The 13,673-nt window shown below is 33.1% G+C and carries 9 protein-coding genes; 4 read left to right on the forward strand and 5 right to left on the reverse strand.

Translation table 11 applies throughout. From position 1 onward, the window contains the following. Positions 1 to 36 precede the first annotated feature (36 nt). From rpoC to EQ921_RS06370, 4 genes are all read left to right on the forward strand, one after another. Positions 37 to 4,311: a DNA-directed RNA polymerase subunit beta' gene (rpoC, locus tag EQ921_RS06355; RefSeq protein ID WP_128148720.1), complete on the forward strand. Its 4,275-nt coding sequence runs from the start codon at positions 37 to 39 to the stop codon at positions 4,309 to 4,311. Between the two features lie 11 nt (positions 4,312 to 4,322). Continuing rightward, entirely contained in the window at positions 4,323 to 4,625 is a 303-nt protein-coding gene (locus EQ921_RS06360; RefSeq protein WP_128148722.1) for a DUF3467 domain-containing protein, read from the forward strand. A gap of 222 nt (positions 4,626 to 4,847) precedes the next feature. Further along, entirely contained in the window at positions 4,848 to 8,042 is a 3,195-nt protein-coding gene (locus tag EQ921_RS06365; protein ID WP_128331012.1) for a SusC/RagA family TonB-linked outer membrane protein, read from the forward strand. A gap of 17 nt (positions 8,043 to 8,059) precedes the next feature. Further along, complete coding sequence (locus tag EQ921_RS06370) at positions 8,060 to 9,640, forward strand: SusD/RagB family nutrient-binding outer membrane lipoprotein (RefSeq protein WP_128148726.1); 1,581 nt, start codon at positions 8,060 to 8,062, stop codon at positions 9,638 to 9,640. 84 nt (positions 9,641 to 9,724) lie between these two features. On the opposite strand, the gene EQ921_RS06375 is transcribed toward EQ921_RS06370, so the two are convergent. Genes EQ921_RS06375 through EQ921_RS06395 form a run of 5 tightly spaced genes read right to left on the reverse strand, consistent with a single transcriptional unit; the run spans position 9,725 to position 13,530 of the window. Next, positions 9,725 to 10,255 (reverse strand): adenine phosphoribosyltransferase, encoded by a 531-nt coding sequence (locus EQ921_RS06375; protein ID WP_128148728.1) that lies wholly within the window; start codon positions 10,253 to 10,255, stop codon positions 9,725 to 9,727. Between the two features lie 28 nt (positions 10,256 to 10,283). Then, positions 10,284 to 11,429: a hypothetical protein gene (locus EQ921_RS06380; RefSeq protein WP_128331013.1), complete on the reverse strand. Its 1,146-nt coding sequence runs from the start codon at positions 11,427 to 11,429 to the stop codon at positions 10,284 to 10,286. 24 nt (positions 11,430 to 11,453) lie between these two features. After that, positions 11,454 to 12,278: a 3'(2'),5'-bisphosphate nucleotidase CysQ gene (locus EQ921_RS06385; RefSeq protein WP_128331014.1), complete on the reverse strand. Its 825-nt coding sequence runs from the start codon at positions 12,276 to 12,278 to the stop codon at positions 11,454 to 11,456. 9 nt (positions 12,279 to 12,287) lie between these two features. Further along, positions 12,288 to 13,031, reverse strand: a complete 744-nt coding sequence (deoC, locus tag EQ921_RS06390) for a deoxyribose-phosphate aldolase (protein WP_128331015.1) — start codon at positions 13,029 to 13,031, stop codon at positions 12,288 to 12,290. A gap of 25 nt (positions 13,032 to 13,056) precedes the next feature. After that, entirely contained in the window at positions 13,057 to 13,530 is a 474-nt protein-coding gene (locus EQ921_RS06395) for an Lrp/AsnC ligand binding domain-containing protein (RefSeq protein WP_128148736.1), read from the reverse strand. Positions 13,531 to 13,673 lie beyond the last annotated feature (143 nt).

The following is a 13,673-nucleotide window of genomic DNA, read 5'->3' on the forward strand; positions in this document are numbered from 1 at the left end:
ATTTAAAATTTTTTCAATCTAATTGATATTAAAAGAATGGCAGTTAAACAAAAAACTAGCAGATTTAATAAAATAACTATAGGGTTAGCTTCTCCGGAAAGTATTTTACAACAATCCAGAGGTGAAGTTTTAAAACCTGAAACTATCAATTACCGTACACATAAACCTGAGCGTGATGGTCTTTTCTGTGAAAGAATATTCGGACCTGTAAAGGATTACGAATGTGCTTGCGGTAAATATAAAAGAATCCGTTATAAAGGTATTGTTTGTGACCGATGTGGTGTTGAAGTTACTGAGAAAAAAGTAAGACGTGAACGTATTGGACATATAAATCTGGTTGTTCCTGTTGCTCATATTTGGTATTTCCGTTCTTTACCTAACAAAATTGGTTATTTACTAGGTATACCTTCAAAAAAATTAGACATGATTATCTACAATGAAAGATTTGTAGTTATTCAGGCGGGTATTGCTAAAAAATTAAACGGAGAAGAACTTGAACAGAATGAGTTCTTAACTGAAGAAGAATATTTAGATATACTGGAAACTCTTCCTATTGAAAATCAATACTTGGACGATTCTGATCCTAACAAATTTGTTGCCAAAATGGGAGCTGAATGTCTGGAAGAATTATTGAAAAGAATTGATTTAGATGCATTGTCTTATAACCTAAGACACAAAGCCAATACAGAGTCATCTAAACAAAGAAGAACTGAAGCTTTAAAAAGACTACATGTAGTAGAATCTTTCAGAGATGCTAATACTAACGGGAGAATTAATCGTCCGGAATGGATGATCATGCGGGTAATTCCAGTTATTCCTCCCGATTTAAGACCTTTAGTTCCATTAGATGGAGGAAGATTTGCTACCTCCGACTTAAATGATTTATACCGAAGGGTTATTATTAGAAATAACCGTCTTAAAAGATTAATTGAAATCAAAGCTCCCGAAGTTATTCTTCGTAACGAAAAGAGGATGCTACAGGAAGCTGTTGATTCATTATTTGATAATACAAGAAAATCATCGGCTGTTAAATCTGAATCGAACAGACCATTAAAATCGTTATCCGATTCATTAAAAGGAAAACAAGGTCGTTTCCGTCAGAATCTATTAGGTAAACGTGTAGATTATTCTGCCCGTTCTGTAATTGTTGTAGGTCCATTCCTTCAGCTTCATGAATGTGGATTACCTAAAGATATGGCTGCTGAACTTTATAAACCGTTCATTATTCGTAAACTGATTGAAAGAGGTATTGTAAAAACCGTTAAGTCAGCAAAACGAATTATTGAAAGAAAAGAACCGGTTGTATATGACATTCTAGAAAACGTGATGAAAGGTCACCCTGTTTTACTTAACCGGGCCCCTACCCTTCACCGTTTAGGAATACAAGCCTTTCAACCTCGAATGATAGAAGGTAAAGCTATTCGTCTTCACCCTTTAGTGTGTACTGCATTTAATGCTGACTTTGATGGTGACCAGATGGCTGTTCACTTACCTTTAGGACCTGAAGCTATCTTAGAAGCTCAGCTATTGATGCTTGCTTCTCAAAATATTTTAAACCCGGCTAATGGTTCTCCTATCCAGGTACCTTCTCAGGACATGGTTTTAGGTCTTTATTATATGACTAAACCTTTAGTTCCTACTGAAGAAATTAATGTTAAAGGACACGGTTCCATATTTTACTCTTCAGAAGAAGTAGATATTGCTTACAATGAGAAAGCAGCTGACTTAAATGCTATCATTAAAGTTAAAGCTAAAGTTCTTGAAGGTGAGGAACTGGTTGAAAAAATGATTGAAACAACAGTAGGTAGAGTTTTATTCAATAAAATTGTACCAGAACAAGTTGGTTACATCAATGAAGTTTTAACAAAAAAATCACTTAGAAATATTATAGGGAATATTCTTCAAAGAACTAATTTCCCTACAACTGCTAAGTTCCTGGATGATATGAAAAATCTGGGATATGCTACCGCATTCCGAGGAGGATTATCTTTTAGCTTAGGAGATATTAAAACTCCGGATGAGAAAAAGATCATGATTCAGGATGCAAATGAGCAGGTTGATGGTATCCGTGCTAACTATAACATGGGATTAATTACCAATAATGAGCGTTATAATCAGGTAATTGATGTTTGGACTAATACCAATGCCCGTCTTACAGATTTAATTATGCAGAGAATGAAAACTGATAAAGGAGGGTTTAACTCTGTATACATGATGCTTGATTCCGGAGCACGGGGTTCTAAAGAGCAGATTCGTCAGCTTGCCGGTATGAGGGGATTGATGGCTAAGCCACAAAAAGCTGGTTCATCCGGTGGGGAAATTATTGAAAATCCAATTATTTCTAATTTCCGTGAAGGACTTTCTATCTTAGAATACTTTATTTCTACTCACGGTGCGCGTAAAGGTTTGGCGGATACCGCTTTAAAAACTGCCGATGCAGGGTATTTAACTCGTCGTCTGGTAGACGTAGCACAAGATGTTATTATTAATGAAAAAGATTGTGGTACTTTAAGAGGAATTGAAATTACTCCTTTAAGAAAGAATGATGAAATTGTTGAACCTCTATCCGAAAGAATTTTAGGTAGGGTTTCATTACACGATATATACCATCCGGATACAGATGAATTGCTTGTAGAAGCTGATCAAATGATTACTTCTGAGCTGGCTAAATTACTTGAAAATTCCGGAGTTGAAGCAGTTGAAGTACGCTCTCCGCTGACCTGTGAATCTAAGAAAGGTATTTGTGCAAAATGTTACGGAATAAACCTTTCTACTAATAAATTAATAAATAAAGGAGAGGCTGTTGGAGTTATAGCTGCTCAATCCATTGGTGAGCCAGGTACCCAGTTAACCTTGAGAACCTTCCACGTGGGAGGTACTGCAGGTAACGTTGCCGAGGTTAACAGTATTATTGCCAAGAGAGATGGAAAAGTTGAATTTGATGAAATCAGAACTGTAGAAAGTGAAGATGAGAACGGAAACAAAGCTACTGTAGTGGTTTCCCGTTCTACAGAATTCAAACTTCTTAATGCGGAAGGTAATATTTTAATGATTAACAATATTCCTTATGGTTCTACCTTACTTGTTGAATCTGGTCAGGAAGTGAAAAAAGGTGATATCATCTGTAAATGGGATCCCTACAATGCTATTATCCTTTCTGAGACAGCTGGTAAAATTGAATACGAACAAATTGAACAGGGTTCAACTTATCAGTTGGAGATTGATGAGCAAACAGGGTTTGAAGAAAAAGTTATTTCTGAATCCAGAAATAAAAAATTAATTCCTACTCTTAAAATTCTGGATAGTAAAGGAAATGAGCTTAAAGCTATCAACCTACCAGTAGGAGCTCACTTAATCGTTAATGACGGAGAAAAGATAAAGGCAGGAAGAATCTTAGTTAAAATACCTAGAAGGTCTGCTAAAGCAGGGGATATTACAGGAGGTTTACCTAGGGTAACTGAATTATTTGAAGCAAGAAATCCATCTAACCCTGCTGTAGTTTCAGAAATTGACGGAGTAGTTAGCTATGGTAAAATAAAAAGAGGTAACCGTGAAATAGTTATCGAATCTAAAAACGGCGAAATTAAACGTTACTTAGTTAAATTATCCAATCAGATTCTGGTTCAGGAAAATGACTTTGTACATGCTGGTGATGCCTTATCAGATGGAGCTATTACTCCTACAGATATTTTAAATATTAAAGGCCCAACTGCTGTACAGGAGTATCTAGTAAATGAAATTCAGGAAGTTTACCGTTTACAGGGTGTAAAAATTGATGACAAGCATTTTGAAATCATTGTTCGTCAAATGATGACTAAAGTTGAAATAGTTGATGCAGGGGATACTAAATTCTTGGAAAACAACCTTGAGCATAAGATAGACTTTATAGAAGAAAATGATAGAATTTTTGGAATGAAAGTTATTGAGGATGCCGGCGATAGTGAGAATTTAAAAGCGGGTCAGATTATTTCATCCAGAGACTTGCGTGACGAGAACTCCAGACTGAAACGAGAAGATAAGAAATTAGTTGAAGCAAGAGAAGCTTTACCAGCTACAGCTAGTCCTGTATTGCAAGGTATTACCAGAGCTTCACTTCAGACTAAATCATTTATCTCTGCAGCTTCCTTCCAGGAAACCACCAAAGTTCTTAACGAAGCCGCTGTTGCAGGAAAAATTGATTATCTGAACGGATTAAAAGAGAATGTTATCGTTGGACACAGAATTCCTGCAGGTACAGGTTTGGCAGAATACCAAAATGTTGTTGTAGGTTCTAACAAAGAATTTGAAGAATTAGTAACCGAAAAAATTTAATTAATAACTCAATGGAAAATCAAGACCCAAATCAACAGGATCTAAATATTGAACTTACGGACGAAGTAGCATCAGGAGTTTTTTCTAATTTAGCTTTAATAAACCATTCTCCTACTGAATTTGTATTGGATTTTATTCAAATTATGCCGGGGGTGCCTAAAGCTAAGGTTAAATCAAGAATAATATTAACACCGGAGCATGCTAAAAGATTATTGTCAGCCTTAACTGATAATATTCAAAAATTTGAAGAGCAATTCGGAAATGTTAAGGATGAAACTTTTCATTTAAATTTTGGTCCTAAAGGACAAGCGTAAATTATTTGATAACTAGTAAATTAGTTAATTGATATAAAAGCCGGAGATATTCTCCGGCTTTTTCTTTTAATAATATTCTCAATAAACTTTATTATATTAAATTCATCTACAAATCTGCAACAAAACCTTATATAACGTTATATATTAAGCATTTATTTTGCAAAAAATATTAATTTATAAAAAAATATAATTATATTTGAATTATAAATTAATGTATTAAATATGAGAATAAACCGAATTTTCTTAGGATTTTCGTTTGTTTTTCTAAGCTCTATTGTATGGGCTCAGATGAAAACGATTACAGGAAAAGTACTGGGTGTTGATGGTACACCACAAAGTGATGTGTCTGTTACCATACAAGGTACCACACAATCTGTCTATACCGATGAGACAGGTCAGTTTTCAATTGAAGCCGAACCAGGACAAACTATTGAAATTGCTTCATTTAATGATGAAAAATCAAGCTTTGTTGTAGGCAATCAAAATTTTTATGATGTAAAGTTACATGCAACTGCAGTAACATCTGCAAATCCTACTACATCTAAAGGTGAAACAGAACTTGAAGGAGTCGTAGTAACCGCTCTTAACATCACAAGGGATAAAAAGTCACTTGGATATGCGATACAAGCTGTAAGTGGTGATGACATCTCCAAGACAAGAGAGTCAAATCCTATTAACTCGCTTTCCGGAAAAGTTGCAGGGTTGCAGATTGTTAATAATAGTGGAACATTAGGTGGCTCTACTCAGATTCGTTTAAGAGGTATGAGATCTTTGTCTCAATCAAATAAACCTCTAATTGTTATTGATGGTATACCCCTAATTGATGAAAATATTAACAGTTCAGCTACACAAAGAGGAGCTGGAGGTATAGATTATGGAGATTCGTTTGGTGATATAAATCCAGATGATATAGAATCTATGTCAGTTTTAAAAGGTGCAACGGCGGCTGCATTATATGGTTCAAGAGCTATGAACGGAGCCATCATGATTACGACAAAAAAAGCTAAAAGAGGAAAAACCGACATAACATTAAATTCTGGTATTATTATAGATAAAGTTTATAAAATGCCTAGACATCAAAAACTATATGGAGGAGGAAGTAGTAGCCAGTTTAAAACACAAAACATTAACGGTACAGACTATTTGTTAGTTGATTACAAGACAGATGAATCATGGGGACCTAAATATGATCCTAACAAATATGTTTTAAATTGGAATGCTTTTGACCCTGAATTTTCTGAAGATTATTTAGTAGCAAAACCTTGGACATACCCTAAAAACGATTATAAAGATTACTTTAAAACCGGTATAACCTATAATAACGGTATATCTATCAGTAGAAGTATCGAAAATACAAATGTAAGAGTTGGTTATAATAATACTAAATCCACTGGTATTACTCCAAACTCAGAGTTAAATAAAAATGCTTTATCTATGAATTTAAACACTAAATTAAATGATAGATTAAAGCTGGACGCTTCTGCTGCTTATACTGTTACTAAAGGGTTCAACAGACCTGAAGTTGGCTACGGAGATAATAGTATTATGCAGAAAATGTTTCAATTTGGTCAAACTTCATTAGATTACAAAGATTTACAAAAATACCAATTAGCGAACGGAGTCCAACGACCTTGGAACAGAACCTCATGGAATGATGCAACACCTGCATATTCTGATAATCCATATTGGACAGCGTATAAAAATACAAATCAAGATAAAAGAGATCGACTTTACGGAACTGCTGGCTTAACTTATGATTTAACTAGTGATATTTATGTCAATGGTAAAGTAATGTTAGATACTTATTCTACGAATACTGAAAACAGAACTGCTATGTACTCGCAGTCAACATCAAAATATATAACTTCTGAAAGAAAATATACAGAATTAAATTACGAAGCAACTATTCATTTTGATAAAAATTTAGGAAATTTCTCAATTAATTCTTTTGCAGGAGCAAATAGAAGAGATTTCAGAGCTAGATACGTAGAAGGACAAACTCGTGGAGGTTTGATAGTTGCTGATTTATATAATTTATCTAACTCTGTGGAAACCCCTGCTATTCTAAATTCTAAAAGAAAGAAAAGAGTAAATAGCTTATTTTATTCATTAAGTTTAGGTTATGATAATTTCGTTTTCTTAGAAACGACTGGAAGAAATGACTGGTCATCATCCCTATCTTCTGCAAACAACTCGTTTTTTTATCCTTCAGTTTCCTCAAGTTTTGTGTTAACAAGATATATAAAAACTACTTGGCTTGATTTCTTAAAAGTACGTGCTGGATACTCAGAAGTTAGAAATGATACTGATGCTTATCAATTATCGGATACTTACTTGAACTCTGAATCAGCATTTCCAAATTATGGGACTAACTTTTTAGGAAATCCATGGTACTGGGTTTCAAGAGTTGCAAAAAATCCAAATCTAAAACCTGAAAAATTAGAATCTCTTGAGTTTGGATTGGAATTTCAATTATTAAAAAATAGAATTAGCGGAGATATTTCGTATTATAAAACAATAACTAAAGACTTAATTACAACCGTACCTCTGGATGGTTCTGCTGGAGTTCCATGGGCCAGTATGAATTCAGGTAAATTACTTAATCAAGGAGTTGAGGTTTCTTTAAACATCAACCCTATTAGAACTAAAGATTTTAGATGGGATTTTAACTATAATTTCTCTAAATCAGATAATGAAATTAAATCACTAGCACAGGGCTTAACTTCATTAACAATAGCTTCAGCTCCATTTAACGTCGCTGTTGCAGCTTTACCAGGATATCGTTATGGACAGATTTATGGAACTGACTATGTTTATTTAAATGGAAAAAGAGTGGTGAATTCAAATGGAGTTTATAAAAAAACATCTTCACCAGTAGCTTTAGGCTCTATTTTGCCTGATTTTACTATGACATTTAGAAATAGTTTTTCATATAAAAACTGGAGTTTAGGTGTACAGGTTGATTGGCAGAAAGGAGGAAAATATTTTTCAACTACCCATTTATTTGGAATGTATTCAGGAATATTACCTGAAACTGCTGCCAACGGTATCCGCGAAAACGGTATAGTTTTAGATGGTGTAAAAGAAGATGGTTCAGTTAATGATATAAATATAAGCGCAAGGAGTTATGGTCAACAATTTTATAGCGGTCCAGATGCTCAAAATGTTTTTGATGCAGATTTTGTAAAACTTAGAGAAGTATCGTTATCATATACATTGCCTGGTAAATATTTAGGAGAAGCAATTAATTCAATAACTTTTTCTGCATTCGGTAGAAACTTATTTGCTTGGGGATTAGCATGGAACTCAATAGATCCTGAGGTAGCTAATTACGGTAGTGGAAATGCATCCGGTATTGAAGGAGGTTCTTTACCTACAACCAGATCTTTTGGATTTAATGTTCAAGTTAAATTTTAATTTAAACTTTATCTATCATGAAAAAAATAATTACATATATTACATCTATCGTAATGCTATCATGTACGATATCGTGCGATAATGATTTTGAAAATATTAATAAAAATCCAAATCAGCCTGAAAAAGTACCGGGCTACACAACATTTAGTTTCGGAACCCGATATTTCGTTGATAATACACGTGATGAATGGGGCTCTGGGCGTATGGTTCTGCCTTGGGTTCAATATTGGGCTCAAAACAATTATACAGAAGAAGATCGCTATCAATATAGAGAAGGTTCTAATTCCAATTTGTGGAAATCATACTACATGGCAGCTAATAATATAAAACAATCAATATTATTGGTTGAAGCAGATCCAGAAGCTAACTCTTTGTATGGTGCTCCCCAAAATCAAATTGCAGCAGCTAGAATTATGCTTAGCTACATATTTATGCAATTAACAGATACTTACGGGAATGTACCTTACTGGTCTTACGGAGGACGCGACAATTCTGATTTTCAAGCTCTTCAAGTAGCTTTGTATAAAACTCCCAAATTCGCAACTCAAGAAATTATTTATACAGATATATTGAAAGAGCTTAAAGAAGCTTCTTTACAATTAGATGTATCTAAAACTGTATCGACAGGAGATAACATTTATAAAGGAAATGCCTTGAAATGGAAAAAATTTGCGAACTCACTTCGTTTAAGGATAGCCAATAGACTTAAGGAGGTTCTTCCAGATGCACAAACAGAAATAAATAATGCGCTTAGTGAAGGAGTATTTACTTCTAATGATGATAACGCTATTCTTAGTTATGGTACATCAAGTCAAGATGCCAACCCTATGTGGTATGCGTATTTTGTAAATAATCGTACTGACTTTAATGTAGCTAATACTTTTGTAGATTTATTAAAAGGAAAATTAGGTAACTTTGGACCAGATCCTAGATTACAAAAATTTGTTTCTCCTAAATCTGCATCTATTACAGATGTTAAAAATAATTCATATACAAGTTCAACAAACGTTGACGATTATGAGGGAATGCCTTATGGTGTAAATAGTGCAATGGCAACAGAAGTATATACTGCATCTACCATTTCCTTTCCTAGCTACGATATTTTAAATATTAGCAGAGGAGAAGTTTTAATGGAGTATGCAGAAGTTCAATTTATTCTTTCTGAACTTACTGGATGGAGTGATTCTTATTATAAAGCAGGAGTACAAGCATCATTGGAAAAATGGGGAGTATCATCAGCGGATATCACTACGTACGTAAGTGCCTTACCAGCAGTATCTCAAGAAAACGTTTTAACTCAAAAATATATAGCTTTATATATGCAGCCTCATGAAGCTTGGGCTGAATATAGAAGAACAGGCTATCCTAAAACCTTACTACTACCCAATAAAACATATACTTTACCAGCGAATCCAACATATCCTACTGGAACTGTATATACCTTTACATCTTTGGTGTCAGGTATGACAGATTTGCCAACAAGGATACCTTATCCAACTCATTTAGCAACCCAAAATACGGTTAATTACAATGAAGCAATTAAACAAATGGGAGGTAACGATATGAAAACAGTCAAACTTATTTGGGATAAAAATTAATTCTCTTAGAAATTAATTTCATAAATAAAAAACCTGTTGCAATTGCAACAGGTTTTTTATTTTATAATCATAATCGAACTAAAGTTAATAGTCTAATATAACTTGGATATCATTTGTATATTTTAGTAGTTCTTCTTTTCCATTCAAAAATGACAAAGCAATTAAAAAACTAAACTGTGAAACTGTTCCCCCGCATTTTTCAATTAATTCAGCACAAGCCTGAGCTGTTCCTCCTGTGGCCAATACATCATCATGAACTAAGATCCTTTGTCCGGATTTGATGTAGCCTTCTTTTATCTCAATTTTAGCCTTTCCATATTCCAATTCATATTCCTGAGATACTACAGGCGGCGGTAACTTCCCCGCTTTTCTAACTAATATAAAAGGAACATTTAATTCTCTGGCTATTTGTATTCCGAATAAAAATCCCCGGCTTTCAATTCCACATACAGCATCCACTTTTCCCCGGCTGTAATCAGCAAACAATTGAATTACCTGAGTACATAATTCCGGATTTAAAAATAAAGGAGATATATCTTTATATCCTATTCCCTGTTTAGGGAAATCCTGAACTCTTGCAATATGATTATCAATTTCTTTAAGTAAGTCTTTCATTTAATATGTTTGTTTAACTTTTTCAAATTTATTTCCAGGAATCTTCCTTAATTTCTTTTGTTTCAGTATCGGTAATCAACCAATTATTTTCAACTTTTTTTAATGTAAAATTTTGCTTTAAAGATTTTACTTTTCCATGATTATCTTTGATCTGATACAGAGCAAAAATAATAACCTGTTCTTTAGATGATTTGATCATTTCAGCAGTCAGTAAATTAGTCTGTTCAATCGTTCCAAACCCATTAGACGTCGAAGCAAATTTTTCTTCTGAATCCCATTTAGGATTTTTAGTTAAAGCATACGCTTTTGAAAAATCTTTATTCCCAATATATTGAATAAAACTTTTCACATTATCTAAACTCACCTGAGTATTTAATTCATCTTCAATTGAAGTGCTTGCTTCTTTAGTTTTAGATAAATCAATTGGAATATTTATCAACCTTCCATATAAATATTTTTCTCCAGCATTAGTCTTAATTTCAACATCCACACTTGCATTGGATAGTTTCTCCTTATCAAACATTGAAAAAGGTATTTTCAACCCTTTTTTCTGTGAAGGATCTCCTACAATGGATGAATTAACCGTACGTTTAGTTACATACACTACAGTCCCATTATTTATAAAAGATATGGAAAAATCTAACGGCAAGTTGGAATAGACTACAGTCTGTCCTGAATCATCAAGTAATTCAGGATACAAAATAAAACCATCATTTGTATCGGACTCGTTACTAACGGAAGAAAATCGCAAATTTATTCGGGTTGCTGTCTCAATTTGTTTTAACTTCTTCTCTTCCTCAGATAAAGGTTTAATATCGTCTTCAAAGACAGAACTATCTAAAGTATTCATTGATGTGCTTGACCATGCAATTTTATTTTCTTTAGCTAATTCTTCTGCCAAATCGAAGATCTGATCTGCTTTCTTACCATTCAGTAAGTTATATAATTCATCCCAACGTTTCTTTTCATCCAGTTCTCGCGATGTTTTAAATTTATAAATAAGTTTAACCGCTTCTTGAATCTTATCTTGCTGTAGTATAGTGAGTTTTGAAGATATGGATTCTAAACTTTGATTAAATGTTTGTTGAGAAGATCCGTCTATAGCTGAATATTCTTTTTTGCATGCATACATCAAAAAGAATATTCCTAATAACAAACAAAATATTTTTTTCATATAATTAGAATTGATGTTAAGACATTATTTATTTTTAAGTATATAACCCGAAATTTTTAAATTTTCAGTATTTTTATAATTTACTGAATCTTTGGAATTATAATCAACTATTTCTAAACCTGCATATTTAGCTATGGCATGACCGCCAGCTATATCCCAGAAATTTACAGGACTTAACCGTGCATATTCCTGAGCCTTACCTTCTGCTACCCATGCAATTTTCACAGCACTTCCCATTTGTATCATCTTTGTATCAGCAAATTGATTTTTTAACTCTTGGTAATATTCCTCATCAACGTTACTAAAATGTGATCGACTTGTCAAAAAAATATATGGATTTTGCTTCAAATAAGGAGAGGGCTTTAAACAAACAGAATTGTTTAATAATTCATCAATAATCAAATCTTTTTCAAGTAATAAATTTAAATCTTCATATCTACCTTTCCATTTGTAACTCCCTACTCCATCTGCGGCAAAATAAAAAGAACCTAAAGAAGGGGCTGCTAAAACACCTAACATGGAAGTATCCGGAGTTATTAGACCTATTGATATACAATATTCATCTGTTTTGTTAACAAATTCTTTAGTTCCGTCAATAGGATCAACACACCAATACTGGCTCCATTTGCTTAATTGAGTATGAATTTCTTTTTCTCCCTCTTCACTAAGAATAGGAATATTTGTTTCTGATAAATATTTAAATATAATTTCTTGTGCTTTCAGATCAGCTGTTGTTACCGGTGAATTATCTTCTTTTAGGGTAACGGAAAAGCCATCTGCATATAGTTTTAACACCTCTTTAGAAGATTCAATTGCAGCTTTGACCGCAAGGTTCAATAAATTTTTCATTGAAAAATATTAGTATGAATTTGAACTACCTTCATTTTGCGATAATGCCTTAGCAGAAGAAGTACCTATTCGTTTTACTCCCATTTTTATCATCTTTACAGCCTCATCATAAGTTCTGACACCTCCTGCAGCTTTTACCGGTAAAGGTTGTGAATATTTTAGCATTATTTCTATTGCCGGAAATGTAGCTCCATTGGGTTTACCATCTTCCGTTTGATAGAAACCTGTTGACGATTTTATAAATATATTATTCCATTGGGATGAATCAAAATTTTCCTGTGCCCATTGTGACATTAAACTACATATTGACTGTATTTGTTCATCTGACAAAGCGGCTATTTCTATAATCCATTTAACTATTTTTGCTTCTTTCAAGCCTAATGAAGTTCCCTGTACAAATTCCTCTTTAACCAAATCTAAATCTCCATTTTTAAATGCTGTATAATTAATTACATAATCCAGCTCATCAGCTCCATCTTTTATCGCTTGTTTGGCTTCTTTTAATTTTGATTCAAGCAAATAAGTCCCTTCATGAAAACCTATAACAGTTCCAACTTGTACCTTTGAATTAGAATTAAGTATTAATTTTTTTACACGTTGCACATATTCAGGTCTGATCATAACCAGAAAAAAATGATTGCTAATAGCTTCTTCCGTAATTTTTTTTACTTCCTCCCAGGTTTGTTCACTTGTTAAACCGCTCTGAGCAGGTAGTTTCAAGTATGTTGAATCTAAATAACTTTTTATGTCCATGGTTATACAATTGATAATTTTTATATTATGGTTTAATTTGGCGAGAAATGCTTTGCTCTAAAGAAATAATGGTCTCTGTTCTCTCTATGCCTTTGATACCCTGAATTCCATTTCTAAGTACTCTCATAAGATGATCATTGTCTTTACATAAAATTTTAATGAAAATAGCGTAGTTACCTGTAGTAAAATGCGCTTCAATAATTTCAGGTATTTTTTTCATATCACTTACAGCATCTTTATAATTTGCCGATTTTTCTAAGAACACACCTACATAAGCAGTTGTTTTATATCCTAAAATTTTATAGTTCAAGGGTGTTATCGGGTCATTAATTATACCAGCTGTTTCAAGCTTTTTAATTCGTTGATGAATAGCGGTTGATGATACTCCTACTTCTTTAGCTATTTTAGAAACCGGAATTTTTGAATTTACCATTAAAGCGTTCAGAATTATTTTATCTATCCCATCTAACTCAATAGTATGTAAATCTGATATTCTCACTTTTTTTGGTAAAATTACAAATTGTTATTGAATGTAAAAACATTATAATTATCACATTTTCCTTAATTTACTGCTACTGTCTTGTATAAAAACTGTAGATTTTTTTATTTTGTGCTTCTATACAAAATAAGTACCTTTGAACC

The sequence above is a fragment of the Apibacter sp. HY039 genome (genome assembly GCF_004023655.1).
Classification (GTDB): Bacteria; Bacteroidota; Bacteroidia; order Flavobacteriales; family Weeksellaceae; genus Apibacter; species Apibacter raozihei.